This window comes from Streptomyces sp. NBC_00873, from assembly GCF_045207415.1.
Lineage (GTDB): Bacteria > Actinomycetota > Actinomycetes > Streptomycetales > Streptomycetaceae > Streptomyces.
Map to the genome: position 1 here is coordinate 4,300,734 of NZ_CP108803.1, position 25,161 is coordinate 4,325,894.

Here is a 25,161-nt window from a genome sequence, read left to right on the forward strand (position 1 = left end):
GTACGACTCGGTCTACTGCGCGGACGCAGGCGGCCGGGGCTGATCGGCCGCCCGATCGCCCGGCTCACCGTCCGCCGCCTTCGCCGTGCAGCCGGCGCAGCGGCCGAAGATCGCAAAGTGCTTCATGTCGGTCTCGAAGCCGAAGCTGTCCCGCAGTTTCGCGGTGAATTCGGCGACGACGTCGACATCGGCCTCGATGATGTCCGCGCAGTCCCGGCAGACCAGATGGATGTGGTGGTGGCGGTCGGCCAGGTGGTACGTCGGCGCCCCGTGCCCCAGATGGGCATGGCTGACCAGCCGGAGCTCCTCCAGGAGCTCCAGGGTCCGGTAGACGGTCGAGATGTTCACACCGGACGCCGTCCTGCGCACCTCGGCGAGGATGTCGTCGGGCGTCGCGTGTTCCAGTGTGTCGACGGCTTCCAGGACAAGCTGCCGCTGCGGCGTCAGCCGATAGCCGCGCTGCCGAAGATCGGTCTTCCAGTCGGTGCTCACCACAGGCCCAGTGTAGGACCGGGTGAGCACCTGACCGCAGGGTCGTGCGCGTACCTGGGAGGCGTGCGGCTGCGGTTACTTGAAGAACGCGATGCCGTCGTCCGGCAGGTCGCCGAGGCTCTTCGCCATCGCCTCGACCTCTTCCGGGGTGACGACCTTCTTCAGGTGCGCCGACATGTACGGCCGCAGCTCCACCTCGGGGGTGGCCTTCTCCCCGACCCACATCAGGTCACTGTTCACATAGCCGTAGAGGCGCTTGCCCCCGTTGTACGGGCCGGAGGCCGCGGTCCGGGCCACCGCGTCGGTGACCAGGTCGATCTGCGGCTTCTGGTGGGCGAGCTCGCCGTACCAGATCTCGATGACCCCCTGGTCGCGGACCATGACGGCCTCGACCTTGCGGTGCTTGTCGATGCGCCAGTAGCCGGACTCGGTCTCCAGCGGCTTGACCTTGTTGCCCTCGGCGTCGAGCACCCAGGAGTGCGAGACGTATTCCAGGAAGTCCCGGCCGTCGTGGGTGAAGGAGACTTCCTGGCCGAAGTTGCACTTCTCGGCGCCGGGGAAGTCGGACACGCCCGCTCCCGCCCAGTTGCCGAGCAGGAAGGCAAGCGGGACGAGGTCCGGGTGGAGGTCGGACGGGATCTCGATCATGAGCGGCTCAGACGATCTGTGAGGGAGTGGTGAGTGGTGCGGACTCGGGTCAGCGCTGGCCCTGGTACAGCTTCTTCACGGTCAGGGCCGCGAAGGCAAGAACGCCGACGCAGACCAGAACCAGCAGGGTGGAGAAGAATGCCTCAAGCACGGGAGCTCCTCGGACGAGCGATAACGAGCGGTATGGCGGCAATACGGGGCCGGACCCCAGCCTAATGGGTAGGGGCCCGGCGCGACGGTTGGGGGCGTGCCGAGGGAAGGGGCTCCCCGGCGTGCGGGTCAGCCCAGCAGCTGGTTCTGCACAGATTCCATTACCTGCGCACCCAACTGGCCCATGGCGGTGGGGTGGGGTTGTGCGGCCGACGATTACAGTTCGGCATATGCCGAAGAAGCTCGTGATCAAGGTGACCGCAGGTGCCGATTCCGCCGAGCGCTGCTCGCAGGCGTTCACGGTGGCCGCGGTCGCCGTCGCCAGCGGTGTGGAGGTCTCGCTCTGGCTGACCGGCGAATCCTCCTGGTTCGCCCTGCCTGGCCGCGCCGCCGAGTTCGAACTTCCGCACGCCGCACCGCTGCCTGACCTGATCGAGTCGATTCAGGCGGGCGGCCTGATCACCCTCTGCACCCAGTGCGCGGCTCGGCGCGACATCACCGAGAACGACGTACTGGAAGGCGTACGGATCGCGGGCGCCCAGGTCTTCGTCAGCGAGGTCATGGCGGACGGCGTCCAGGCCCTCGTCTACTGACGGTTCTTCCTGCCGACGGCGGGCAGTTCTGCTACTGGCGGCGCTTCTTGCCGTCGAGCTCATCCCACCACTCGTCCGACTCCGGGTCGCCGGACGGATCGTCCCACCAGCGGTCCTCCGGCCCCCGCCGGTTGGCGACCATCGCCGCGACGGGCGGGATGACCATGGCGACCACGCACATTCCGACGGCTACAGGCATCGACCAGAGCCGCACGAAGGCCCAGGCGGAGACGAAAAGGACGATGCATCCGCCCATCATCAGGAAGTAGCGGCGACGGCGCCGGGCGTACATAACTCAAGCGTAGGCCCGATTCCGGCCTGTGCGCCCGGCACGAACGGGCCCGCGCACACCCTGTGGACGGCGCGGAGGGCCGTACCCCGGTTCAGAAGGCGTCCAACCCCCTGGGATACGGCCCTCCGGCCGGTCTGTGCCGCGGATCAGACGGCGATGGCCACCTCGGAGAGGCCACCGGTCTGCGCGACGACCGTCCGGTCGGCGCTGCCGCCCGGGACGAGGGCGCGCAGCGTCCACGTGCCCTCGGCCGCGTAGAAGCGGAACTGTCCGGTCGCCGAGGTCGGGACCTCCGCGGTGAACTCGCCGGTCGAGTCCAGCAGACGGACGTAACCGGTCACCGGCTCGCCGTCGCGGGTCACGCTGCCCTGGATCGTGGTCTCACCGGGCTTGATGGTCGAAGCGTCGGGGCCGCCGGCCTTTGCTCCACACATGGCGTTCTGTCCTTCTGGTCGGGGTCGGGCTGGTCCGGGTCGTGCGGAGTTACTTGTTGGCGCCGAGCTCGATCGGCACGCCGACGAGGGAGCCGTACTCGGTCCACGAACCGTCGTAGTTCTTGACGTTCTCCTGGCCGAGCAGCTGGTGCAGCACGAACCAGGTCAGGGCGGAGCGCTCACCGATGCGGCAGTACGCGATGGTGTCCTTCGACAGGTCGACCTGCTCGTCCTCGTAAAGGGCCTTGAGCTCGTCGTCCGACTTGAAGGTGCCGTCGTCGTTGGCGTTCTTCGACCACGGGATGTTGCGCGCGGTCGGGATGTGGCCCGGACGCTGCGACTGCTCCTGCGGGAGGTGCGCCGGGGCGAGCAGCTTGCCGCTGAACTCGTCGGGCGAACGCACGTCGACCAGGTTCTGGTTGCCGATCGCCGCCACGACCTCGTCGCGGTAGGCGCGGATCGACTGGTCCTGGGCCTGGGCCTGGTACTGGGTGGCCGGACGGGACGGGATCTGGTCGCCGTCGACCAGGTCGCGGGAGTCGAGCTCCCACTTCTTGCGGCCGCCGTCGAGCAGGCGGACGTCCTGGTGACCGTAGAGCTTGAAGTACCAGAACGCGTAGGACGCGAACCAGTTGTTGTTTCCGCCGTAGAGCACGACCGTGGTGTCGTTGCCGATGCCCTTCTCGGACAGGAGCTTCTCGAAGCCGGCCTGGTCGATGAAGTCACGGCGGACCGGGTCCTGGAGGTCCTTGGTCCAGTCGATCCGGATCGCGTTCTTGATGTGGTTCTTCTCGTACGCCGAGGTGTCCTCGTCGACCTCGACAAGAGCAACCTTCGGGTCATCGATGTGGGCCTCGACCCAGTCGGCGTCTACGAGGACGTCACTGCGGCTCATTCTTTTCTCCTCCGGGGCAGTCTGCGGCGAGATGGTGCGGAGTGCGGATGTACGGGGGCGCGTTTCTGCGCGTACACACATGCACGGGAATGGGCCCTGACAGTGGTCGAAGGGCCGGGGGAATGCGGGATGCGACGATCCCGCTCAGACAGTGCGACAGAGCATGGCGGCGACGCGGCACAGGTCTACTGCCCGCCGCTTCGTGAGATCCGCCTGGCCCCGCTGACGGAGACCGCTGATAGAGCACTGCATGGGACCGATCGTAGGGACGTGCGGGCGGCCATGTCACCGTTGTGTCGTATCTTGAGACACGATCGTCCGCAATGCGAGAAGGTCGAGCGCTTCCAGTGCCGTGGGGACCGGCACCGGAAGGAGCGAACCGTTCGGTCATCTGCGGGTCGGACGAGTCCGTCTCACTATGTGGCACAGCGGTGGAGAACCTTCTGCCCAGCCTGCGCGCAGTTCGTCTATCCCGCGAGCCGGACGTCCGAGCCCGTCACCGAGATCTCCAGACCGCCCTTCGTCGGCTCGATCCGCTGCAGCTTCAGCCCGCTCGGCAGGGCGCCGATCTCCCGCTCGAAGTCGGTCTTCCTGCGCACCAGGCCTTCGAGCCCGGGGATGCCCTCGCCCGGCACCCTGTCCGCGTGCACCCGCACGGTGCGGCCGTCGACGAGGGTGACGGTGGAGGTCACGCTGCGCGTGAGGGTGCGGCCGAGGATGTCGATGGCGCCGGTCACCTTCACCTTGCCGTTGCCGCCGTACTCGACGACGACGCCGTCGCCGGCCGCGTGCGTCAGATCCTCGTACGAGATGGTCGCCGTGCCCGTGGCCCGGGCGGCGGTGGCGCTGGAGAAGCCGTCGGCCAGCGTGACGTCGTGGAGTTCGGCGTTCAACTCGCTGATCCGGATCCTGTGCCCGCCGGCGGCGGTCTCGATGCCGGTGAGCTTGATGTCGACCTGGTCGAGTGCCGATCCGGCGACCTGGGTCAGAAAGGGGAAACCCCTGATGGAGATGTCCGTCGAGTCGACCGTGCCCCCGCTGACCTCGACCCGGCCCGCCGCCTCGGACTCGGCGAAGTACACCGCGGCCCGGTCGACGGCGATGAAGATGCCCCCCAGGACCACCACAATGACCAGCAGTATTCGCAGTGCACGCATGCCCGTTCTTCCCCCACCCTGCATCCGCCCGAACCCCCTGGCGCCCGTGAGCCTGCTGTGGCTGCACGGCACGCCCGAGGTGATCGACGAGCCGGGACCCCTCCGCGGTTCCCGGTCCGTGGCGGGTCCCGCGGGTCAGGAGACTGCGCGGCCGATCAGATACACGGCGGGGGCCGCGGCGGTGAGCGGCAGCGCCACCCCGGCCGTCATGTGCACAAAACGTGACGGGTAGTCGTAGCTCGCCACCCGCAGCCCGATCAGCGCGCAGCCACCGGCCGCGAACCCGAGGAAGGCACCCTTCGCGCCGAGGTCGGTGAGCCCGCCGGCCGCCACACCGGCACCCACGGCGGCGAGCAGCGCCACCACGACCGAGGCGGGTCCGGGCAGCGGCAGCGCCCGGGCGAGCACGGCGACCGCGACAGCCACACAGCCGACCGTCACGGCGTCCGGCGCCGCCGCGAGATGCCCGGCGGCGAGGATCGCCAGGGCGGCCGAGGCGACGGTGGCCATCAGCCCGTACATCCGCTCGTCGGCGCCCGCGTGGCTGCGCAGCTGCAGGACGACGGTGAGCAGCACCCAGATGCCGAGGGTGCCGAGGATCGCCGCCGGGGCGTTCTCCCGGCCCGCGACGAGCAGCACGACATCGGCGACGAACCCCCCGGCGAAGGCGAGCGCGATGCCCTGCCGGGCGGGCCACATGCCGTTGAGCCGGAACCAGCCGGCGGCGGTCACGGCCTGGAGGAGCACCAGCGGTGCGAAGAGCGCGTACTGCCCGATCGCGGCACCGAGGGCGAGCAGCAGCCCGAGCCCCGCGGTGATCGCCGCCGGCTGCATCCCCGGCGCGATGATCGGAGAACGGCCCTCGGCGCGGGCGCGCTGGGCGTCGGTGATGCGGGTGTTGCCCAGGGTGGTGGGCGCGCTGTAGCCGGAGGCGTCGCGCGCGGCCGCCGCGTCCGGTGCCGGGGCGGCCGGGATGGCTGCCGGGACCTCGGGGGGCAGCGGGTACGAGCCGGAGGCGCCCCGCGGGATCGGATATCCGGCGTCGACGGCGGGGCCGGCGGCGGCCGCGGCGGGCTGCTGCGGCGCCTGCGCCGGGTACGACTGCTCGTACTGGGGCTGCTGGTACTGGGGCTGCTCGTACTGCGGCTGCTCGTACTGCGGCTGCTCGTACTGCTGCTGCGCATACTGCTGCGGCTGCTCGTACTGGGGCTGCTGCGGCTGCGGTGCGGGCTGGACGGCCGGCTGGTACTGGGTGTCCCAGGTCTGGCCCTCCCAGGTCTGTGCGACCCCGGGGTCCTGGAATGCCTGGTTCGGGTCGTACGGGACCTGCTGCCCGTACGGCTGCGGTTCCTGGCCGTTTCCGTATCCGTTGCCGTACCCGTACCCGTAACCGGTCCCGGTCCCGGGCTCTTGTCCGTACGGATGCTGCTGATCGCTGTTGCTCATGTGCTGCGGTTCACCCTCCTGCGAACGGCGGGAGCACCTCGACCGTGCCGCCCTCGGCAAGGCGTACGGTCTCATGGCTGCGGGTCCCCACGGGGTCACCGTCGATCAGGAACGAGCACCGTTGCAGCACTCGGGTGAGCTCACCGGGGTGCCGCTCGCGCACCGCGTCGAGCGCCTCGGCGAGCGTCGCGGCTGTGTACGGCTCCTCCGCGGTCCCGGCGGCGGCCTTGGCGGCGGCCCAGTAGCGGATGGTTCCCGCTGGCATGGCGACGCTCCCTTCGTCTCGCGTCAGCTGTCCATGATGAATCACTCCGCCACCGCCCAGTCCGCGATCCGGGTGAGCAAGCTCTCGTCCGCCGCGTTCTCGGCGTGCCCCATGCCGTGCTGCAGCCACAGTTCCGCACCGCCCTGTGCCGCGTCGGCCAGCATGCGGGGGTGGTCGAGCGGGAAGTAGGGGTCCTGGTCGCCGTGCACGATGAGCAGCGGCGCCGGGGCGATCAGCGGGACCGCCTCGACCGGGGAGAGCGGCACGGGGTCCCACTCCTTGCGGTCGATCCGGGTGCGGAAGGCGTACCGGCCGACCAGCCGGCCGGTGGGCCGGGTCACCACCCAGTGCAGGCGCCGCATCGGGGCCGTACCCCGGTAGTACCAACGGGCGGGAGCACTCACGGCTACCACCGCATCCGCGTGCGCTTCCTTGCACCTCCCGTGCGCGGGAACCGGGCGAGCGAGCTGTGCCGTGTCCGGAGAGGTCCCGGGAGCCGTGTACAGCGCCCCGTGCCGGAGCGCCACGGACCCGCCCATCGAGAACCCGGCCGTCACCACCCGTCGGTGTCCGAGCGAGCGCGCCCACGCCACCGCGGCCGCCAGATCCAGCACCTCGCGGTCACCGACCGTCGACCGGCCACCGGATCCTCCGTGCCCCCGGAAGGAGAACGTGATCACGGCCGCCCGCTGGGAGAACACCCCCGCCGCGCGCCGCACGGCGGGCCGGTCCACCGAACCGGTGAATCCGTGCGCGACCACGATCGCCGTGCCGGCGTCCCCGGCACCGGCGCCGGGGGCGGCACCGGTCGTACATGGTTCGTACACCGCCTCGATCGGCAGCCCATCATCCGTCCGCAATGTGGCACGCCGGGCTCCCGGCGTGATCAAGAGAACAGAAGAACTCCGAAACGAACTCTCGGACACAGAACTCATGTGGGCTATTCTGCTGGGAAGAGGATCCGGGCAATGCAGCCCCCGGGTCCTTTTGTGCTTTACGCGCGTTGTTACGACGACGTTTCGACAAGCTCAGCGGTCCCACGGCGCGGGACCGCACCATAAAACACGTATGACAATCGTCGTACGGCAGCAGCACGACAGACGTACGAAGAAGTGCCGCAGATCTCCCCCGGGCCCCGCCCGGGAGTGCCCCTCTCGCAGGGAACGAGGAGGACCGACGTAATGGGCGAGCAAATCGTGCACGATCATCGACCGACGACCCGGGCAGGTGGGCGGCGATGAGTTCACTGCTGCTTCTGACCAACGCTCTTCAACCGTCGACGGAGGTGCTTCCCGCCCTCGGCCTCCTGCTGCACAGCGTGCGGGTGGCCCCCGCCGAGGGACCCGCTCTCGTCTACACGCCGGGTGCCGACGTCATCCTGGTCGACGGCCGCCGCGACCTGCCGCAGGTGCGGTCGCTGTGCCAGCTGCTGCGGTCCACCGGACCTGGCTGTCCGCTGATACTCGTCGTGACGGAGGGCGGTCTCGCAGCCGTCACCGCCGACTGGGGCATCGACGACGTGCTGCTGGACACCGCGGGACCGGCCGAGGTCGAGGCCCGGCTGCGGCTGGCCACCGGCCGGCAGCAGCTCACCTCCGACGATTCCCCGATGGAGATCCGCAGCGGTGATCTCTCGGTCAACGAGGCGACCTACAGCGCAAAACTGAAGGGCCGGGTCCTCGACCTGACCTTCAAGGAGTTCGAACTGCTCAAGTACCTCGCGCAGCACCCCGGCCGCGTCTTCACCCGCGCCCAGCTGCTGCAGGAGGTCTGGGGCTACGACTACTTCGGCGGTACCCGGACGGTCGACGTCCATGTCCGGCGGCTGCGCGCCAAGCTCGGCCCCGAGCACGAGTCGCTGATCGGCACGGTCCGCAACGTCGGCTACCGCTTCGTCGCACCGGAGAAGGTGGAGCGCGCCGCCGAGGGGGCGAAGTCCCGGGCGGCGAAGGTGCCCGCCGAACCACCCACCCGTTCGGAGCAGCCCTCCGTGGCCGAGGTCATGGAAGATGCCCCGGTCCGGCCTGCCCGCAGGTAGTTCCATCCGCGTAGACTGCCGCGCGTGGCCAAGGTGACGCGGGACGATGTGGCGAGACTGGCGGGGACGTCGACCGCGGTCGTCAGCTACGTCATCAACAACGGACCCCGGCCGGTTGCCCCGGCCACGCGCGAGCGGGTACTCGCCGCGATCAAGGACCTGGGCTACCGGCCTGACCGCGTCGCCCAGGCGATGGCCTCGCGGCGGACCGACCTCATAGGAATGATCGTTCCGGACGCCCGCCAGCCGTTCTTCGCGGAATTGGCGCACGCGGTCGAACAGGCTGCCTCCGAGCGCGGAAAAATGGTTCTCGTCGGCAACTCCGACTACCGCGACGAGCGCGAGGTCCACTATCTCCGTGCCTTCCTCGGTATGCGCGTCTCCGGACTGATCCTGGTCAGCCAGGGCCCCAGCGAGCGGGCCGCAGCCGAGGTGGAGGCATGGGATGCCCGGGTCGTGCTGCTGCACGAGCGGCCCGAGGCGATCGACGACGTCGCGGTCGTCACCGACGACATCGGCGGCGCTCAGCTCGCCACCCGGCACCTCCTCGAACACGGCAACGCGTACGTGGCGTGCCTCGGCGGCATGGAGTCCACCCCGGCGGTCGGCGACCCGGTCGCGGACCACGTCGAGGGCTGGCGACGGGCGATGCACGAGTCGGGGCGCTCCACGGAGGGCCGGCTCTTCCAGGCTCCGTACAACCGCTACGACGCCTACCGGGTGGCGCTCGGACTGCTCGCCGGTCCGGACCGGCCCCCGGCGATCTTCTGCTCGACGGACGACCAGGCCTTCGGGGTGCTCAGGGCCGCGCGCGAACTGCGGATCGATGTGCCCGGGGAGCTCGCGGTGGCGGGCTTCGACGACGTGAAGGAAGCGGGGCTGACCGATCCGCCGCTGACGACGGTCTTCTCGGACCGCCCGGCGATGGCCCGGGCCGCGGTGGATCTGGTGCTCGACGACTCGCTGCGGGTCTCGGGCTCGCGACGGGAGCGGCTGAAGCAGTTCCCGTCGGCGCTGGTGGTGCGGCGCTCGTGCGGGTGCGGGGAGCCGACGGCCCAGGGCCGGTAGACGGGGCACTTCCCCGGCTCGCGGCACCAGCCTTCCGCCCACCCGTACGACGTTCCCCGTGGCTCTTATATGGGGCATACACGGTTCTGTCGGGCTTCTCAGGGCGTGCTCAGGGTTCTCTCATGTTCGCTGGACACAGTCGTAGACATGACTGAGAGCCAGCGCCCGAGCGGCGAGTATCCGATGCACCCCTCGTACGGCAACGGCGACGCGGCCTACCCGCCGCCGCCCTCGTACCGGCCGGCGCAGCCGATCGCCGCGGGCCCCGGGACGACCGTGTGGCCCGGCAGCGGCGGCGCCGACGGCCACAGTGGCGGCGGTGACGACGGCTACGGCGACTTCCACGGGCTGCCGCAGCCCGCACCCCAGCCGCCCGCGCGCGGCAGGCGCCGGGTCGGACGGCCGGTCGCCCTCCTGACGGCCGTGGCCGTCGCGGCGGCGGTCGTCGGTGGTGCCACCGCCACCGCCATCGGTCAGTTCACCGACTCCGGTTCCAGCGGCAGTGGCGGCAGCAGTGCGGTCAGCGGCACGACCGTCTCGCAGAGCAGCGCGGGCACCGTCGCCGGAGTGGCGCAGGCGGTGTCGCCGACGATCGTCGAGATCGTCGCAAGCTCGAACGCGGGCCAGTCCACCGGGTCCGGCGTGATCATCACCTCCGACGGTGAGATCGTCACCAACAACCATGTCATCGCGGACGCCTCGACGATCAAGGTGACGCTCAGCACCGGCAGGACGTACACCGCGAAGGTCGTCGGCACGGATGCCGACAAGGACCTCGCGCTCATCAAGCTGGTGGGGGCGAGCGGGCTGAAGACGGCCACGCTCGGCGACTCCTCCTCGCTCAAGGTCGGTGACCAGGTCGTCGCGATCGGCTCGCCCGAGGGCCTCACCGGCACCGTCACCAGCGGCATCGTCTCCGCGCTGGATCGCGATGTCACCGTCGCCAAGGACAGCGGCAGCGGTCAGGGACAGCAGGGCGGGGGCCGCAGCGTCTGGCCGTTCGAGTTCGGCGGGCAGCAGTTCAACGGCGACACCGGCAATTCCACCACCACCTACAAGGCCATCCAGACCGACGCCTCGCTCAACCCCGGCAACTCCGGCGGTGCGCTCATCAATATGAACGGCGAGATCATCGGCATCAACTCCGCGATGTACTCCGCCAGTTCGTCCGACGGCTCGAACAGTTCCGGCGCGGGCAGCGTCGGCCTCGGCTTCGCCATCCCGGTGAACACGCTCAAGGCCGACCTGGACACCCTGCGGTCCGGCAACAGCTTCTGAGGAGATCAGCCATGAACCACCCTTCCCACACCCCCACCGGCCCGGCCGCCCTCGCGCTGCCACTGATGCTCGCGACGGAGTTCGCCGCCGTGGCGCGGCGCTCGCCGGAGGTCCGTGCGACGACCCGCACCACCGGCCGGAAACGCCGCGCCGCCCGCCGCAGCGCGACGGTCGTGCGAGGCTGAGAAGACAGCACCACGGCAGCAGAGAGAAGAGGACAACGAGCGATGAGCCCCGCCGAAGACGATCCGCAGCGCATCCTGATCGTCGACGACGAGCCGGCCGTGCGCGAGGCCCTGCAGCGCAGTCTCGCGTTCGAGGGGTACGACACCGAGGTCGCCGTCGACGGACTCGACGCGCTGGCCAGGGCGGAGTCGTACGCCCCCGATCTGATCGTCCTCGACATCCAGATGCCGCGGATGGACGGTCTGACCGCCGCCCGCCGCCTCCGTGCCACCGGCACCACCACGCCCATCCTGATGCTCACCGCCCGCGACACCGTCGGCGACCGCGTCACCGGACTCGACGCCGGGGCCGACGACTACCTGGTCAAGCCCTTCGAACTGGACGAGCTCTTCGCCCGCATCCGGGCCCTGCTGCGCCGCAGCTCGTACGCGGCCACGGCAGGCGGCGTCCCCGACGACAATGTGCTGGCCTTCGCCGACCTGCGGATGAACCTCGCCACCCGCGAGGTCACCCGGGGCCCGCGCCGGGTCGAGCTGACCCGGACCGAATTCACCCTGCTGGAGATGTTCCTGGCGCACCCACGGCAGGTACTGACCCGCGAGCAGATCCTCAAGGCGGTGTGGGGCTTCGACTTCGAACCGAGCTCCAACTCCCTGGACGTGTACGTGATGTACCTGCGCCGCAAGACGGAGGCGGGCGGCGAACCTCGGCTCGTGCACACGGTGCGTGGGGTCGGTTACGCGCTCCGCTCGGGCCGCGGTGACGGATGACCGGGACCCTGCGCCGGCTCCGCGCCCTGCCGCTGCGCTCCCGGCTCGCGCTGCTGGTGGCGACAGCGGTGGCGGTCGCGGTGGCGGCGGTCGCGGCGGCCTGCTGGTTCGCGACGCGGGTCCAGCTGGAGCAACAGCTGGACACCTCGCTGCGCAACGTCAAGGTCGACGACAGCTATGTGCAGGACCTGGTCGCCGCCTGTACGCACCCCGGCCAGGCGGCCGCACAGCAGCTCGGCGGGGCATACGTCGTGCAGCTCGTCACCGTGTCCGGGAACACCTGCACCGCCCCCAAGGCGTCACCGATCGGTGTGACCACCGACGACATCGCCGTGGCCGCCGGTCTGCGGGACAACGCCCTGCACACGGCCAGGGCCGAGAACGGCAAGAAGATGCGCGTCTACAGCTACACGTACCAGACCCGCAACCCGGTGCCGGGCCTGCTGCCCAGCGGCTTCGCGGTCTCCGTCGCCCGCCCGCTGAGCGAGATCACCGAGCCGCTCGCCACCCTCACCTGGGTCCTCCTGGTCGTCTCCGGCATCGGCGTCATCGGTGCGGGCGCCGCCGGTCTCTGGGTCGCCCGTACCGGCCTGCGCCCCGTCGACGAGCTCACCGAGGCGGTCGAGCACGTCGCCCGCACCGAGGACCTCACCGTCCGCATCCCGGTCGAGGGCGAGGACGAGATCGCCCGGCTGTCCAGCTCCTTCAACTCGATGACCGCTTCCCTCGCCAGCTCCCGCGACCGCCAGGCCCAGCTGATCGCGGACGCCGGCCACGAGTTGCGGACGCCGCTGACGTCCCTGCGCACCAACATCGAACTCCTCGCCCGCAGCGACGACACCGGCCGGGCCATCCCGCCGGACGACCGCAAGGCGCTGATGAAGTCGGTCAAGGCGCAGATGACCGAGCTGGCCTCGCTCATCGGCGACCTCCAGGAACTGGCCCGACCCGACGCGGCGAACCCCGGCCCGCTCCAGGTCGTGGGCCTGCACGACATCGCGGACACGGCCCTGGAACGGGCCCGGCTGCGTGGCCCCGAGCTGACGATCAGGGCGGACCTGACCCCTTGGTACGTACGGGCCGAGCCGGCCGCACTGGAGCGGGCGGTGGTCAACGTCCTGGACAACGCGGTGAAGTTCAGCCCGCCCCGCGGCACGATCGAGGTCGCGCTGCGGGACGGCGAACTGACGGTACGGGACCACGGCCCCGGCATCCCCGCCGAGGAACTCCCCCACGTCTTCGAACGCTTCTGGCGCTCCCCCTCCGCCCGCCAGCTCCCCGGCTCGGGCCTGGGCCTGTCGATCGTCGCCCGCACGGTCCAGCAGGCGGGCGGCGAGGTCGCGCTGCACCCGTCGCCGGGCGGCGGCACGGAGGCCTCGATCCGACTGCCGGGCGCACCGCAGCCGCCGCCGGGGAACCCCTGAGCCGCCCCCGGCGTCCGGTCAGGCCCCGGGGTTGTGCCGGACCGGCGAGGCGACCGGGCTCAGGCGGGTGGCGGGGGGCGCCTTCAGAGGGTGTCGAGGGCCGGTGACGTGGCCTGGCGTACGGCGGCCACCGTGCTCGCCTCCAGTGCCGCGACACCGGCCTGGCTCTCCGGCCCCAGTCCGTGGCGTGCGGCGACCCATGAGGCGTCGTTGCAGGTCACCCAGGTGACCCCGGCGGCGTCCTGCCAGGCCAGCGCCTTCGCCGGAAGGTCGATGCCGGCGGTCTGCTTGTCCTGCATCAGGTGCGTGCCGCCCTCGGGCTTGCCGAAGATGAGCAGTTCGGTCGGACGGAGTTCCAGCCCGGCACGGGCGGCGTGGTCCGCATGGTCGACCCGCGCGAACACATGGAAGCCAGCTGCGGTGATCGCGTCCTGAAGCCGGTCGATCGTCTCGCGGACAGGCCTGTTGCTGGCCACGGTGACCAGGCCCTTGTCTGCATCTTCAGTCATTCTTGCGACCATAGGCGAGACTTTTTCGGATCCCCTGATGACACCGGGGCGGTGGGCCATCCGGCCCACCGCCCCGCTCACTCACCCGCGTACGGGCACTGCGTGTCCCGCAGGACCTACTGAACGACCGTGATCCGGTCCGTGACCGGCGGGGCCAGCGGCGCCGCCGCCGCCGAGTGGGCCGACAGGTACGCGTTGAACAGGTCCAGGTCGGAGGCGCCGACCAGCTTGTTGGTGCCCTGGCCGAGTGCCGCGAAGCCGTCGCCGCCGCCCGCGAGGAACTCGTTCATCGCGACGCGGTACGTCTTGGCCGGGTCGATCGCCGCACCGTTCAGCTTGATGGTGTCGACGACGACGCGAGCCGCGCCGGTCTTCGTCATGTCCAGGGTGTAGGTGAGTCCCTTGGACACCTGGAGGATCTTCGGGCTGGCCTCGTTGGAGCCGCTGACCTGCTGCTGGAGTGCGGTGATCAGCTGGGCGCCGGTCAGGTCGACGACGTTCATCATGTTGGTGAAGGGCTGCACGGTGAAGGACTCCCCGTACGTCACCACCCCGTCGGACTTGCCGTCGACCGACGCGTACACCAGGTCCCCGCGGATGCCGCCCGGGTTCATGAAGGCGACGACCGCCCCGCCCTTGTCCGCCGGGGCCAGGCCCTCCAGCTGGGCGTCCGCGATCAGGTTGCCGAGCGGCTTCTCGGGGGCCGTGGAGCTGCGGCCCTCGATGTCGGCGGTGATGTAGCCCTGCGGCCTGTTCGCGATGGGCGCCGCGAGGGTGTTCCAGCGCGCGATCAGGTCCGTCATGTCCCTGGCCCTGCCCTGGTCCCGGCTGACGATGTGGTTCGCTGCCTTCGGGTTCGAGGCCGCGGCCGACTTCACCGACGTACGGACGATGTCCTCGGTGCGGCGGTCGTAGGTGAGGGTCGTGTCGGTGTAGACCTTGCCGAACGACGACGCCGAGGTGACCAAGCGCGGGTTGCCCGCCGGGTCCGGGATCGTGCAGACGTACGCCTGGTGGGTGTGGCCCGTGACCAGCGCGTCGACCTTGGGCGAGATCCCCTTGGCGATGTCGACGATCGGCCCGGAGATGCCGTCACCGGCGCCGGAGGTGTCGCAGTCGTAGTTGTACGAGGTGGAGGCCGGTACCCCGCCCTCGTGAATGAGCGCGACGATGGACTTCACGCCCTGCTGGTCGAGCTCCTTGGCGTACTTGTTGACCGTCTCGATCTCGTCGTGGAACTTCAGGCCTTTGACGCCATTGGCCGTGACGATGTTCGGCGTGCCCTCCAGGGTCACCCCGATGAAGCCGATCTTGACGCCGTTCTTCTTCCACACCGTGTACGGCTTGAGGATCGGCTTGCCGGTCTTCTCGTCCGTCACGTTGGCGGCGAGGTAGGGGAAGTCGGCGCCCTGGAACGTCTTGCCCTTCTCGTAGCACCCCTCGACCGGGTGGCAGCCGCCGTTCTGCAGACGGGCCAGCTCGGTGGCACCCTCGTCGAACTCGTGGTTGCCGACGGTCGTCACATCGAGGTCGATCTTGTTGAGCGCCTCGATGGTCGGCTCGTCGTGGAAGAGACCGGACAGCAGCGGGCTCGCGCCCACCATGTCGCCACCGGCCGCGGTGATCGAGTAGGGGTGGCCCTGGCGCGCGGTGCGCAGCGAGGACGCAAGGTACTCGACGCCACCGGCCGGGATCGTGCCCGCGGAGCTGGCCGGCGGCTCCAGGTTGCCGTGCAGGTCGTTGAAGGAGAGCAGCTGGACATCGACGGTGCGGGCCGGCTCGTGGCCCCCATTGCCGTCACCGAGGCTCTGGGCATCGGCCGGCATCGCGGCCACGAGCGCGCCGACGGTGGCCAGCCCGGCCGCGGCGGCGAGCACCCGCCTCGACGCACGGATTTTATGCGGTGTCGCGGACATCGGTCCCCTTGTGAATTCAGCGGGAGGGTTCGGCCCGCAGCCTAGAGTCAACGCGCGTAGCGCGACAGGTGTTTCGAGTTACGAACTGGTTGCCTTGTGGTCAGTAAGGGCATCTATCACCGCACTTCACCCCTACGGCACACATATGCAGACAGGAACGTCACGGCATACAGGTCACCGCAGGCCGGTACGCCAGGGCCGACGGGCCGGGACCGGCCGACGGCCGCGCTCACCCCGCGAAGGCGGTCCGACCCGCACCGCACACCGCCGATCGAGGCCGCAACGCCCCGCCCCGCCCCACCAGCGCCCCGCCCCGCCGTACGCTCGTACGCATGACGACTGATGTACCCCTCCCCGCTCCGGGACGCGAGATCCAGACGCTCGACGTGCTCTCTCCCGACCAGGCCGGAGCCGTCCTCGACCTGCTCGGCGAGGCGGCCCGCGCCGACGGCAGGCCCGCAGTCTCCGAGCAGGGGCGACTGCAACTGCGGGGCGGGCGCCGGGAGGGCGTACGGCACCTTCTGCTCACCAGCATGGGAACCCTCGTCGGGTACGCACAGCTCGAGGACACCGACCCCGTCGAGGCGCCCGCCGCCGAGCTGGTCGTGCATCCCGCGCACCGCGGGCAGGGGCACGGGCGTGCGCTGGGCGCCGCGCTGCTCGCCGCGACCGGGAAGCGGCTGCGCGTGTGGGCGCACGGCGGGAAGTCCGCCGCCCGCCATCTCGCCCAGGTCCTGGGCCTCTCCCTCTTCCGCGAGCTGCGCCAGCTGCGCCGCCCGCTGAGCCCGCTGGACATCCCTGAGCCCGTACTGCCGCCGGGCGTCACCGTCCGTACCTTCGTGCCCGGCCAGGACGACGCCGCCTGGCTCGCCGTGAACAGTGCCGCGTTCGCCCACCACCCCGAGCAGGGATCGCTCACCCAGCGCGACCTGGACGACCGCAAGGGCGAGCCCTGGTTCGACCCGAAGGGGTTCTTCCTGGCCGAGCGCGAGACCGAGGGCGGGACCGAGCTGGTCGGCTTCCACTGGACAAAGGTGCACGCCGAGGAGCACCTCGGCGAGGTGTATGTCGTCGGCATCCGGCCCGACGCGCAGGGCGGCGGTCTCGGCAAGGCGCTCACCACGATCGGGCTGCGCCACCTCGCCGCCGAGGGGCTGCCGACCGCGATGCTCTACGTCGACGCGGACAACACGGCGGCCCTGGCCGTGTACGAGCGGATGGGCTTCGCCACCCATGAGGTGGACCTGATGTACCGCGCGGAGTCCTGAGAGGCTGTCGGGCCACCTCTGAGCCCGCACAACGTCCCCCGGGGCGGCGTCGCTTGACGCCGCCCCTTCTTTCCGGCACCCTTTCACTACTCAATTAGTGAAAGGGGTGAACATGGCAGAGTCCGCAGCGGTCGAGTTCCGCATCGACCGGCGCAGCGGCGTCGCCACGTACCTCCAGATCGTCCAGCAGGCCAAACAGGCCCTCCGCCTCGGACTGCTGGAGCCCGGCGACCGGCTGCCCACCGCACGCGAGGTCGTCGAGGCCACCGCCATCAACCCGAACACCGTGCTCAAGGCCTACCGCGAACTGGAGCGCGAGGGCCTGGTCGAGGCCCGGCGCGGGATGGGCACATTCGTGCGCCGGACCCTCGGGACCACGGCCACCACGGACACACCCCTGCGGGGAGAACTCACCGACTGGGCCCGCCGGGCCCGCACGGCCGGGCTGGAGCGCGACGACATGGCCGCGCTCTTCACCGCCGTACTGGACAGCACGTACAAGGGGGACGACCGCACATGACAGGCGCTGCGATCGAGGCGACCGGCCTCGGCATGACGTACCGGCGCGGAGACGGTGACCGGGCGCTGCGCGACTGCTCGTTCCGGCTGCCCGCGGGACGGATATGCGCGCTCGTCGGGCCGAACGGAGCGGGCAAGTCCACCCTGCTCGCCCTCGCGGCGGGCCTCCTGCGGCCGGTCGAGGGAACCCTGCGGATCCTCGGCTCCGCGCCCGCCGAGGCCCGGGCCCGGATGGCCTTCGTGGCCCAGGACAAGCCGCTGTACCCGCAGTTGACGGTCGCCGAGACGCTGTGGGCGGGCGCCGAGCTGAACCCCGCCACCTGGGACCGGGCCACCGCCGAACGCGTCATCGGGGACCTCCCGAGGGACGCCGGGGTCCGCACGCTCTCCGGCGGCCAGCGCACCCGCCTCGCGCTCGCCGTCGCGCTCGGCAAGCGCGCCGAACTGCTGCTGCTCGACGAGCCGATGGCCGACCTCGACCCGCTCGTCCGGCACCAGCTGATGGGCGTCCTGATGGCGGAGGCCGCCGAGCACGCCACCACCATCGTGATGTCCTCGCACATCCTCACCGAGCTGGAGGGCGCCTGCGACTACCTCCTGCTCGTCGACGGCGGCCGGGTCCGTCTCGGCGGCGAGACCGAGGAGATCCTCGGCGCACACGCCCTGCTCACGGGTCCGGTACAGGACCTGGCACCGCACACCGTCGTCGAGTCCCGCACAACGGGGCGCGGACTGACCGCACTGGTACGGAAGGAGGGCCCGGTGGACGACGCGGCCTGGGAGATCGCGACACCGTCACTGGAGGAACTGCTGCTGGCACATCTGCGGTCACCGGACGCGCCCGCACTGCTGACGCCGAGCGCGGCGCACGGCGAGACCGTGGCCCGTGAGGCGGTGGCGGCGCGATGAGCACCCTCAGCCTGCGCGGCCCGGCCCGGGTCGTCGTACGCCGGTACCGCCGGCCCCTGTGGACCGTCGGCGCCCTCGCGCTCGCCGGGATCGCCGCCGTAGTCGGCACCTACCTGTGGATGAGCTCCGTCTCCGACACGTTCGCGGGCACCGGCTGCTCGGCCCAGAAGACCACCCGGGGCTGCGGCGACACCGTCCGTCACTTCCTCGACACCGAATTCCACTTCCGCCAAGTGCTCGCCTACGCGGACCTGGTGATGATGCTGCTGCCCGCCTTCATCGGCATCTTCGTCGCAGGCCCGGTGATCGGCCGGGAGCTGGAGAGCGGCACGTACAAGCTGTCCTGGACCCAGTCCGTGTCACCCGCGCGCTGGCTCGCCGCACAACTCGCCGTGCCCGCCGTCCTGACCCTCGCCGGGGTCTCCGTCCTGTCCGCCGTCTGCGCCTGGGCCCGTTCAAAGGCGAACGGCACGCACTACACACCGGAGTGGTACGAGCGGGTCGTGTACGGCGCGATGGGCACCGTCCCCGTGGGCTACGCGCTGCTCATGCTCGCCTTCGGCGCGCTCGCCGCGCTTCTGCTGCGGCGCACGGTCGCCGCGATGATCGTGACGGTTCTCGCGTACGGCGCACTGGTCGTGGCCCTGAACACCGTACGCAACGGACTGTGGCCGGTCCGTACGGACACCTTCCGGTTCGGGAGCGCCTACCGGTTCCCCGATGCGGCTGCCGAAACCGGCCAGGGGTGGATCACCACCGGAGGCAAGCGGCTGCCCGTCGATGTGTGCCTGAACTCGGCCGACGATCTGAAGGACTGCCTGGCCGGCCACGACGTCGCGTTCCGCTACGTCGACTACCACCCCGCCTCGCACTTCTGGCCGCTCCAGCTGGTCGAGACCGGCATCCTGCTCGTCCTCGCCGCCGCTGCCGTCGCCCTCGCCTTCCGGGTACTGCGCCGACGCCACGGCTGACCCTCCCCGATCGTCGGGGTCCGGGCCGCAGAGGGGGCGGCCCGGACCCCGCACACGCAGCGTGACACCGCAACCCGGCATCGCACACCGCTTCCTGCACGTCATGTCGCCGTTACCGCCCATTCAGACGCGCTTGCGACCCTCTCAGGATGCAGCCAGCTGTGCCGACCCCCCGCAACGGGAGAAAACGCGGCAGAGACCCCGGGTTTTCCGCGATCTCCGCCCCCTCCGACGCGCCCCGGAAGCCTTCCGCGCGGAACAATAGGGCCATGAGCCAGTTGCCCAGCTCCGAGGTCCCGGTCCAGCCCGCCGTGCAGCCGTCGGTCGGCTCTCTCGCCGCGCACCGCCCCCATGCCGTCGCATCCCCGAATTACGCGGGAGCCGGCCTTTCCATGGCCGCCGACCTCGATCCCGATCTCGACGCCGACGTGGACGTGTACGAACCCGACGTCGACGGCAGCGAGCTGCCGCACGGCCGCTTCCTGGACCGGGAGCGCAGTTGGCTCGCATTCAACGAACGGGTGCTGGAGCTCGCCGAGGACCCGGCGACACCCCTCCTCGAACGAGCGAATTTCCTCGCCATCTTCGCCTCTAACCTGGACGAGTTCTTCATGGTCCGGGTGGCCGGTCTCAAGCGCCGTATCGCCACCGGCGTCGCCACCCGCTCCGCATCCGGTCTGCAGCCCCGCGAGGTCCTCGACCTGATCTGGACACGGTCCCGCGAACTCATGGCCCGGCACGCCGCCTGCTACCAGCAGGACATCGCGCCCGCACTGTCCGACGAAGGCATCCAGCTGATCCGCTGGCCGGAGCTGACCGAGAAGGAACAGGCCCGCCTGTTCACCTTCTTCCGGCAGCGGGTCTTCCCCGTACTGACGCCGCTGGCCGTCGACCCGGCACACCCGTTCCCGTACATCTCGGGCCTCTCGCTCAACCTCGCGGTCGTCGTACGCAACCCGGTCAGCGGCCACCGCCACTTCGCCCGCGTCAAGGTGCCGCCGCTTCTGACCCGGTTCCTGGAGGCGTCGCCGCAGCGGTACGTGCCCATAGAGGACGTCATCGCCGCCCACCTCGAAGAGCTCTTCCCGGGCATGGAGGTCCTCGCCCACCACACATTCCGGGTCACCAGGAACGAGGACCTGGAGGTCGAGGAGGACGACGCCGAGAATCTCCTCCAGGCCCTGGAGAAGGAACTCATGCGGCGCCGCTTCGGCCCGCCGGTCCGCCTGGAGGTCGAGGAGTCCATCGACCCGTACGTGCTGGACCTGCTGGTACGCGAACTCAAGGTGTCCGACGCCGAGGTCTACCCGCTGCCCGGTCCGCTCGACCTCACCGGGCTCTTCGGCATAGCGTCCCTGGACCGGCCCGAGCTGAAATACCCCAAGTACATCGCGGGCACCCATCGCGATCTCGCCGAGGTCGAATCCGCCGCCGCGCCCGACATCTTCGCCGCGCTGCGCGAACGCGACGTACTCCTGCACCACCCGTACGACTCGTTCTCCACCTCCGTGCAAGCGTTCCTGGAGCAGGCCGCCGCCGACCCCGACGTTCTCGCCATCAAGCAAACCCTGTACCGGACTTCGGGCGAATCCCCGATAGTGGAAGCCCTGATCGACGCCGCCGAATCCGGCAAGCAGGTCCTCGTACTCGTCGAGATCAAGGCCCGCTTCGACGAGCAGGCCAACATCAAGTGGGCACGCAAGCTGGAGGAGTCCGGCTGCCATGTGGTCTACGGCCTCGTCGGCCTGAAGACCCACTGCAAGCTCTCGCTCGTCGTCCGCCAGGAGGGCGACACGCTGCGCCGCTACTCCCATGTCGGCACCGGCAACTACCACCCCAAGACGGCCCGGCTGTACGAGGACCTCGGCCTGCTGACCGCCGACCCGCAAGTCGGCGCGGACCTCTCCGACCTCTTCAACCGGCTCTCCGGCTACTCCCGCCGCGAGACGTACCGCCGCCTCCTCGTCGCCCCCAGGTCCCTGCGCGACGGGCTGATCTCCCGGATAGACAAGGAGATCGCGCACCAACGGGCCGGACGCCCCGCCTACGTACGGTTCAAGGTCAACTCGATGGTCGACGAAGCGATCATCGACGCCTGCTACCGGGCCGCGATGGCGGGCGTGCCGGTGGACATCTGGGTACGCGGCATCTGCGCGATCCGCCCCGGCGTCACCGGCCTCTCCGAGAACGTCCGGGTCCGCTCGATACTGGGCCGCTTCCTCGAACACTCCCGGGTCTTCTCATTCGGCAACGGCGGCGAACCCGAAGTGTGGTTCGGCAGTGCCGACATGATGCACCGCAACCTCGACCGCCGGATCGAAGCACTGGTCCGGGTCACCGACCCCGCCCACCGTGCCGCGCTCAGCCGACTCCTGGAGACCGGTATGGCCGACACCACCTCCTCCTGGCACCTCGGTCCCGACGGGAACTGGAACCGGCACGCCACGGACGCGGACGGCCAGCCGCTGCGGCACGTACAGGAAATGCTCATTGACGCACGGAGGCGCCGGCGTGCGACGCCCTGACCACCAGACGACGACCCGGACGGACGTGTCCGCGGGCGCGGTCCTCGCCCCCTACCTGCAGGAACAGGCCGCGAACTTCCTTCGCAGCCTGCGCCTGCACCGCGAGAACAGCGCCCCCACGGACGCCGGGACACTCGCCGCCGAGCAGGCCGCCGGTGCGCTGCGCCGCTCGGCCCGCCGCATCAGCGGCACCCTGCACACCTTCCGGTCGGCACTCGAACCCGGCTGGGCCGAGCAGCTCCGTACGGAACTGGCCTGGCTCTCCGGCACGCTGGCCCGCGAGCACGCGTACGCGACCCGGCTGACCCGGCTCCTCGAAGCGCTGCACGCCCTGTCCGGCACCTCGCTGCCGCCGCCCCGCACACAGCGAACCGCCTCCGTCGGCACCGGTATCGATGTCGCCCCGCACGACGCCCAGGCCAAGGAACGGGCCGCACTCGGCGTCGGTGCGGCCCGGGCCGGAGCGCTTCTGGAACGGCAGCTCACCCTCGCCAGGACCCGCGCCCACTCGGCGGCCCTCCAGGCGCTCGGCTCGTCCCGGTTCCACGCGGTCGCCGACGCGGTCGCCCTGCTGGCCTCCGAGGTCCCGCTCTCCGCCGCGGCCACGGCCCCGGCCGCCGAGATGCTGCACGGGCCCGCGGACCGGGCGGAGCAGCGGCTGCTCGGTGCGGTGGCCGCGCTCCCGTCCGACGAGACGGCCGAGCCGTACAACGAGGCGCACGACGCGCCCTGGCACCAGGCCCGCCTTCTGCTGCGACTGCACCGGTACGCCCACGAGGTGGTATGCGGCGCCCCCGACCCTGTCCTGGTCACCCCCGGACACGCGCTCGACCTGCACCGGGACGCGGCGGAGGCAGCCGCGGCGGCGGCATCGGCGGCCCGTACGCCGAGGATCGCGCCGGCCACCGCCTACGCCCTGGGGGTGCTCCACGCCGACCAGCGACACGAGGTGGAGGCGGCCCGCGGGATGTTCCGGGAGACCTGGCCGTACACGACGGCGACTGTGACCGCGCCATGAACGGCGGGATCGTACAGGCCGCGGGGTGTGTGCTGTGGCGCCGGTCGGAGCAATCCGGGGAGCTCGAGATCTGCCTGGTCCACCGGCCCCGTTACGACGACTGGTCACATCCGAAGGGCAAGCTCAAGCGCGGCGAGCCGGCGATCGACGCCGCCCTGCGCGAGGTTCTGGAGGAGACCGGCCACCACTGCATACCGGGGCCCCCGCTGCCCACGGTCCGGTATCTCGCGAACGGCCGCCCCAAGGAAGTCCTGTACTGGGCGGCCGAGGCGACGGACGGCGTGTTCGTCCCCAGCGACGAGGTGGACCGCGTCCTCTGGCTCCACCCGGAAGCGGCCCGCACCCGGCTCACCCAGCCCCGCGACCGCGACCTGCTGGACGCGCTGCTGATCAGCGGGTGACGTGCGGGGCTGCCCCGGCGGGCGGTGCGGTTCTCGCACCCGGGTCCGGGGGCAGGGTTCCGTCCTCAATCGCCGGACGGGCTTGAGGTGTCCGCCTGACCCCTGGTGGCACCGTCGCCTGCCCGGCGGGTGGTGGCCCGGGGCCCCTCCGGGGTGTCTCCTCGAACGACGAACGTTCGGCGGGTACGCCGGGAAGCCCGGGTACCCGTTCGTCGCCCTGCGGGGACTCCCCTGCACGGCCCCGGACCGGCCGTCGCGCGCCAACGGCCCGGTGTGCCCTCCTGTCACGACCGCCGGGTCGCGGGCGCGAGTGATGCCTGGGTGGGGCCGTGCAGGGGAGTCCCCGCAGGGACTGGCGCTCGTCCCGGGTTCGCCCGCGTTGCCGGCTTCCGCGCCAGTTCTGAGGAGACGCCCCGGAGGGGCCCCGCCCACCACCCACCGCACAGTGCGGCGGCTCCACCGGGACACGGCGCCGAAAATCCAGCCCGTCCGGCGATTGAGGACGGAACCCCGCACCCCGGACCGGGGCCCCGCACCACGCAACGCCCCGCCCAGGGGCCCCGCACCACGCAACGCCCCCGCCCCGCCCAGGGGCCCCGCACCACGCAACGCCCCCGCCCCGCCCAGGGGCCCCGCACCACGGCGACGAGAACCAGGCCGCCCGCCACGGTTCACCTTCTGTTCACTCTCCCCCGTAAGCCACTTCACCTGTTCTGCCTAATTTCGGCAGTACACGGTGCGCGGCGAGACGCCGCACCACCCATCACATCGCACGCCGTCGTAGAACGAACAAGACCTCGGCGGCTCCTGGAAGGAAAAACCCGAAAGTGAAGCTTCAGCGCAAGAACCGGCTTCGTGCCACCGCGCTCGGTGCCCTCGCCGTCTCCAGCGCCCTGGTCCTCACGGCGTGCGGTTCGGACAACAACAGCGGCGGCAGCAGCAGCACGGGCGGCAGCGGCGAAAAGACGAGCGCCGCGTCGAACATCAAGTGCGACGACGCCAAGGGCCAGCTCCTCGCCTCCGGCTCCAGCGCGCAGAAGAACGCCATGGACCTCTGGGTCAAGGACTACATGGCCGGTTGCAAGGGCGTGGAGATCAACTACAAGTCGTCGTCCTCCGGTGAGGGCATCATCGCCTTCAACCAGGGCACGGTCGGCTTCGCCGGCTCCGACTCGGCGCTGAAGCCCGAAGAGGTCGCCGACTCGAAGAAGATCTGCAAGACCGGCCAGGGCATCAACCTCCCGATGGTCGGCGGCCCCATCGCGATCGGCTTCCACCTCGAGGGTGTCGACAGCCTGACGCTGGACGCCCCCACCCTTGCCAAGATCTTCGACGGCAAGATCAAGAAGTGGAACGACCCGGCGATCGCCAAGCTCAACAGCGGCGCGAAGCTTCCGGCCAAGGCGATCCAGGCCTTCCACCGCTCCGAGGACTCCGGCACCACGCAGAACCTCGGCAAGTACCTCGCCGCCACCGCGCCGAACGACTGGAAGTACGAGCCCGAGAAGAAGTGGCCGGCCCCCGGTGGCCAGGCCGCGTCCGGCTCGGCCGGTGTCGCCGCCCAGGTGAAGCAGGTCGACGGCTCGATCGGTTACTTCGAGCTCTCGTACGCCTCGTCGCAGTCCATCTCCACGGTCGACATCAACACCGGTGGCTCCGCCCCGGTCAAGGCCTCCTCGGAGAACGCCTCCAAGGCCATCGCCGCCGCCAAGATCAAGGGCACCGGCAAGGACCTGGCGCTCGACCTCGACTACACCACCAAGGCCGAGGGTGCGTACCCGATCGTCCTGGTGACCTACGAGGTCGCCTGCGACTCGGGCAACAAGCCCGAGACGCTCTCCACGGTCAAGTCCTTCCTGAACTACACCGCCAGTGACCAGGGTCAGAAGCTCCTCACCGACGCCGGTTACGCGCCGATCCCGACCGAGATCAACGCCAAGGTCCGCGAGACCATCGCGTCCCTCTCGTAGTCAGAAGCAACACCCGTAA

The 25,161-nt window shown here is 70.5% G+C and carries 27 protein-coding genes; 15 read left to right on the forward strand and 12 right to left on the reverse strand.

Features of this window, described 5'->3' with window-relative positions; genetic code table 11:
• Nucleotides 1-12: 12 nt before the first annotated feature.
• A complete protein-coding gene (locus OH809_RS19675; protein WP_406421183.1) occupies nt 13-495 on the reverse strand; it encodes a Fur family transcriptional regulator in 483 nt (160 codons plus the stop codon).
• Between the two features lie 72 nt (nt 496-567).
• Nucleotides 568-1,140, reverse strand: coding sequence for an FABP family protein (locus OH809_RS19680; protein WP_406421182.1), 573 nt, complete (start codon nt 1,138-1,140; stop codon nt 568-570).
• 380 nt (nt 1,141-1,520) lie between these two features.
• Here OH809_RS19680 and OH809_RS19685 point away from each other — a divergent pair, with 380 nt between their 5' ends.
• Complete coding sequence (locus OH809_RS19685; protein ID WP_358860297.1) at nt 1,521-1,883, forward strand: DsrE family protein; 363 nt, start codon at nt 1,521-1,523, stop codon at nt 1,881-1,883.
• Nucleotides 1,884-1,914: 31 nt separating this feature from the next.
• On the opposite strand, the gene OH809_RS19690 is transcribed toward OH809_RS19685, so the two are convergent.
• The 8 genes from OH809_RS19690 to OH809_RS19725 all read right to left on the reverse strand — a co-directional run bounded on the left by OH809_RS19690 (nt 1,915) and on the right by OH809_RS19725 (nt 7,307).
• Entirely contained in the window at nt 1,915-2,175 is a 261-nt protein-coding gene (locus OH809_RS19690; protein ID WP_406421181.1) for a DUF3099 domain-containing protein, read from the reverse strand.
• A 146-nt stretch (nt 2,176-2,321) separates the two neighbouring features.
• Nucleotides 2,322-2,609 carry a DUF1416 domain-containing protein gene (locus OH809_RS19695; protein ID WP_018490348.1) on the reverse strand — a complete coding sequence of 96 codons (288 nt, stop codon included), beginning with the start codon at nt 2,607-2,609 and terminating at the stop codon, nt 2,322-2,324.
• A 49-nt stretch (nt 2,610-2,658) separates the two neighbouring features.
• Nucleotides 2,659-3,504: a sulfurtransferase gene (locus OH809_RS19700; protein ID WP_406515404.1), complete on the reverse strand. Its 846-nt coding sequence runs from the start codon at nt 3,502-3,504 to the stop codon at nt 2,659-2,661.
• Nucleotides 3,505-3,648: 144 nt separating this feature from the next.
• Nucleotides 3,649-3,756, reverse strand: coding sequence for a putative leader peptide (locus tag OH809_RS19705; RefSeq protein WP_351392369.1), 108 nt, complete (start codon nt 3,754-3,756; stop codon nt 3,649-3,651).
• 215 nt (nt 3,757-3,971) lie between these two features.
• On the reverse strand, nt 3,972-4,661 hold the full coding sequence (locus OH809_RS19710) for a DUF2993 domain-containing protein (protein WP_406515405.1): 690 nt from the start codon (nt 4,659-4,661) through the stop codon (nt 3,972-3,974).
• A 135-nt stretch (nt 4,662-4,796) separates the two neighbouring features.
• Nucleotides 4,797-6,107, reverse strand: coding sequence for a hypothetical protein (locus tag OH809_RS19715; RefSeq protein ID WP_406515406.1), 1,311 nt, complete (start codon nt 6,105-6,107; stop codon nt 4,797-4,799).
• Nucleotides 6,108-6,117: 10 nt separating this feature from the next.
• Nucleotides 6,118-6,372, reverse strand: coding sequence for a MoaD/ThiS family protein (locus tag OH809_RS19720; protein WP_037695845.1), 255 nt, complete (start codon nt 6,370-6,372; stop codon nt 6,118-6,120).
• Nucleotides 6,373-6,413: 41 nt separating this feature from the next.
• A complete protein-coding gene (locus OH809_RS19725) occupies nt 6,414-7,307 on the reverse strand; it encodes an alpha/beta hydrolase family protein (protein ID WP_406515408.1) in 894 nt (297 codons plus the stop codon).
• Between the two features lie 302 nt (nt 7,308-7,609).
• Here OH809_RS19725 and OH809_RS19730 point away from each other — a divergent pair, with 302 nt between their 5' ends.
• From OH809_RS19730 to OH809_RS19755, 6 genes are all read left to right on the forward strand, one after another.
• Entirely contained in the window at nt 7,610-8,410 is an 801-nt protein-coding gene (locus OH809_RS19730) for a response regulator transcription factor (protein WP_406515409.1), read from the forward strand.
• Between the two features lie 24 nt (nt 8,411-8,434).
• Nucleotides 8,435-9,478 carry a LacI family DNA-binding transcriptional regulator gene (locus OH809_RS19735; RefSeq protein WP_406421175.1) on the forward strand — a complete coding sequence of 348 codons (1,044 nt, stop codon included), beginning with the start codon at nt 8,435-8,437 and terminating at the stop codon, nt 9,476-9,478.
• Nucleotides 9,479-9,625: 147 nt separating this feature from the next.
• On the forward strand, nt 9,626-10,756 hold the full coding sequence (locus OH809_RS19740) for a S1C family serine protease (RefSeq protein ID WP_406421174.1): 1,131 nt from the start codon (nt 9,626-9,628) through the stop codon (nt 10,754-10,756).
• Between the two features lie 11 nt (nt 10,757-10,767).
• Nucleotides 10,768-10,941 carry a hypothetical protein gene (locus OH809_RS19745; RefSeq protein ID WP_406421173.1) on the forward strand — a complete coding sequence of 58 codons (174 nt, stop codon included), beginning with the start codon at nt 10,768-10,770 and terminating at the stop codon, nt 10,939-10,941.
• A 42-nt stretch (nt 10,942-10,983) separates the two neighbouring features.
• On the forward strand, nt 10,984-11,712 hold the full coding sequence (locus tag OH809_RS19750; RefSeq protein WP_406421172.1) for a response regulator transcription factor: 729 nt from the start codon (nt 10,984-10,986) through the stop codon (nt 11,710-11,712).
• Nucleotides 11,709-13,136, forward strand: coding sequence for a sensor histidine kinase (locus OH809_RS19755; RefSeq protein WP_406421171.1), 1,428 nt, complete (start codon nt 11,709-11,711; stop codon nt 13,134-13,136). Before OH809_RS19750 ends, OH809_RS19755 begins: the two co-directional genes overlap by 4 nt.
• Before the next feature lie 83 nt (nt 13,137-13,219).
• On the opposite strand, the gene OH809_RS19760 is transcribed toward OH809_RS19755, so the two are convergent.
• Both OH809_RS19760 and OH809_RS19765 read right to left on the reverse strand, forming a co-directional pair.
• Complete coding sequence (locus OH809_RS19760; RefSeq protein WP_406421170.1) at nt 13,220-13,645, reverse strand: DUF302 domain-containing protein; 426 nt, start codon at nt 13,643-13,645, stop codon at nt 13,220-13,222.
• A 116-nt stretch (nt 13,646-13,761) separates the two neighbouring features.
• Nucleotides 13,762-15,561: a bifunctional metallophosphatase/5'-nucleotidase gene (locus OH809_RS19765; RefSeq protein WP_406421169.1), complete on the reverse strand. Its 1,800-nt coding sequence runs from the start codon at nt 15,559-15,561 to the stop codon at nt 13,762-13,764.
• 332 nt (nt 15,562-15,893) lie between these two features.
• On the opposite strand from OH809_RS19765, the gene mshD reads away from it, so the two are divergent.
• The 8 genes from mshD (at nt 15,894) to pstS (ending at nt 25,142) form a co-directional block, all read left to right on the forward strand.
• Nucleotides 15,894-16,829, forward strand: coding sequence for a mycothiol synthase (mshD, locus tag OH809_RS19770; RefSeq protein WP_406421168.1), 936 nt, complete (start codon nt 15,894-15,896; stop codon nt 16,827-16,829).
• Between the two features lie 112 nt (nt 16,830-16,941).
• Nucleotides 16,942-17,349, forward strand: a complete 408-nt coding sequence (locus tag OH809_RS19775) for a GntR family transcriptional regulator (RefSeq protein ID WP_406421167.1) — start codon at nt 16,942-16,944, stop codon at nt 17,347-17,349.
• Nucleotides 17,346-18,257: an ATP-binding cassette domain-containing protein gene (locus OH809_RS19780; RefSeq protein ID WP_406421166.1), complete on the forward strand. Its 912-nt coding sequence runs from the start codon at nt 17,346-17,348 to the stop codon at nt 18,255-18,257. Before OH809_RS19775 ends, OH809_RS19780 begins: the two co-directional genes overlap by 4 nt.
• Nucleotides 18,254-19,228, forward strand: a complete 975-nt coding sequence (locus OH809_RS19785; RefSeq protein WP_406421165.1) for a hypothetical protein — start codon at nt 18,254-18,256, stop codon at nt 19,226-19,228. Before OH809_RS19780 ends, OH809_RS19785 begins: the two co-directional genes overlap by 4 nt.
• Before the next feature lie 269 nt (nt 19,229-19,497).
• Nucleotides 19,498-21,753 carry an RNA degradosome polyphosphate kinase gene (locus OH809_RS19790; RefSeq protein ID WP_406421164.1) on the forward strand — a complete coding sequence of 752 codons (2,256 nt, stop codon included), beginning with the start codon at nt 19,498-19,500 and terminating at the stop codon, nt 21,751-21,753.
• The gene (locus OH809_RS19795) at nt 21,740-22,771 is read left to right on the forward strand and encodes a CHAD domain-containing protein (protein ID WP_406421163.1); all 1,032 of its coding nucleotides are present in this window, start codon (nt 21,740-21,742) and stop codon (nt 22,769-22,771) included. The genes OH809_RS19790 and OH809_RS19795 overlap by 14 nt, the downstream gene beginning before the upstream one ends.
• A complete protein-coding gene (locus OH809_RS19800; protein WP_406421162.1) occupies nt 22,768-23,172 on the forward strand; it encodes an NUDIX hydrolase in 405 nt (134 codons plus the stop codon). Before OH809_RS19795 ends, OH809_RS19800 begins: the two co-directional genes overlap by 4 nt.
• An 827-nt stretch (nt 23,173-23,999) precedes the next feature.
• Entirely contained in the window at nt 24,000-25,142 is a 1,143-nt protein-coding gene (gene pstS, locus OH809_RS19805) for a phosphate ABC transporter substrate-binding protein PstS (protein WP_406515410.1), read from the forward strand.
• Nucleotides 25,143-25,161 lie beyond the last annotated feature (19 nt).

Coding starts and splice junctions, on each gene's coding strand:
- OH809_RS19690 (WP_406421181.1), bottom strand. CDS start 2,175: ATGTACGCCCGGCGCCGTCGCCGCTACTTCCTGATGATGGGCGGATGC.
- OH809_RS19755 (WP_406421171.1), top strand. CDS start 11,709: ATGACCGGGACCCTGCGCCGGCTCCGCGCCCTGCCGCTGCGCTCCCGG.
- OH809_RS19700 (WP_406515404.1), bottom strand. CDS start 3,504: ATGAGCCGCAGTGACGTCCTCGTAGACGCCGACTGGGTCGAGGCCCAC.
- OH809_RS19685 (WP_358860297.1), top strand. CDS start 1,521: ATGCCGAAGAAGCTCGTGATCAAGGTGACCGCAGGTGCCGATTCCGCC.
- OH809_RS19705 (WP_351392369.1), bottom strand. CDS start 3,756: ATGCAGTGCTCTATCAGCGGTCTCCGTCAGCGGGGCCAGGCGGATCTC.
- OH809_RS19720 (WP_037695845.1), bottom strand. CDS start 6,372: ATGCCAGCGGGAACCATCCGCTACTGGGCCGCCGCCAAGGCCGCCGCC.
- OH809_RS19725 (WP_406515408.1), bottom strand. CDS start 7,307: ATGAGTTCTGTGTCCGAGAGTTCGTTTCGGAGTTCTTCTGTTCTCTTG.
- OH809_RS19715 (WP_406515406.1), bottom strand. CDS start 6,107: ATGAGCAACAGCGATCAGCAGCATCCGTACGGACAAGAGCCCGGGACC.
- OH809_RS19680 (WP_406421182.1), bottom strand. CDS start 1,140: ATGATCGAGATCCCGTCCGACCTCCACCCGGACCTCGTCCCGCTTGCC.
- OH809_RS19790 (WP_406421164.1), top strand. CDS start 19,498: ATGAGCCAGTTGCCCAGCTCCGAGGTCCCGGTCCAGCCCGCCGTGCAG.
- OH809_RS19765 (WP_406421169.1), bottom strand. CDS start 15,561: ATGTCCGCGACACCGCATAAAATCCGTGCGTCGAGGCGGGTGCTCGCC.
- OH809_RS19775 (WP_406421167.1), top strand. CDS start 16,942: ATGGCAGAGTCCGCAGCGGTCGAGTTCCGCATCGACCGGCGCAGCGGC.
- mshD (WP_406421168.1), top strand. CDS start 15,894: ATGACGACTGATGTACCCCTCCCCGCTCCGGGACGCGAGATCCAGACG.
- OH809_RS19745 (WP_406421173.1), top strand. CDS start 10,768: ATGAACCACCCTTCCCACACCCCCACCGGCCCGGCCGCCCTCGCGCTG.
- OH809_RS19730 (WP_406515409.1), top strand. CDS start 7,610: ATGAGTTCACTGCTGCTTCTGACCAACGCTCTTCAACCGTCGACGGAG.
- OH809_RS19710 (WP_406515405.1), bottom strand. CDS start 4,661: ATGCGTGCACTGCGAATACTGCTGGTCATTGTGGTGGTCCTGGGGGGC.
- OH809_RS19740 (WP_406421174.1), top strand. CDS start 9,626: ATGACTGAGAGCCAGCGCCCGAGCGGCGAGTATCCGATGCACCCCTCG.
- OH809_RS19780 (WP_406421166.1), top strand. CDS start 17,346: ATGACAGGCGCTGCGATCGAGGCGACCGGCCTCGGCATGACGTACCGG.
- OH809_RS19760 (WP_406421170.1), bottom strand. CDS start 13,645: ATGACTGAAGATGCAGACAAGGGCCTGGTCACCGTGGCCAGCAACAGG.
- OH809_RS19785 (WP_406421165.1), top strand. CDS start 18,254: ATGAGCACCCTCAGCCTGCGCGGCCCGGCCCGGGTCGTCGTACGCCGG.
- OH809_RS19800 (WP_406421162.1), top strand. CDS start 22,768: ATGAACGGCGGGATCGTACAGGCCGCGGGGTGTGTGCTGTGGCGCCGG.
- OH809_RS19695 (WP_018490348.1), bottom strand. CDS start 2,609: ATGTGTGGAGCAAAGGCCGGCGGCCCCGACGCTTCGACCATCAAGCCC.
- OH809_RS19750 (WP_406421172.1), top strand. CDS start 10,984: ATGAGCCCCGCCGAAGACGATCCGCAGCGCATCCTGATCGTCGACGAC.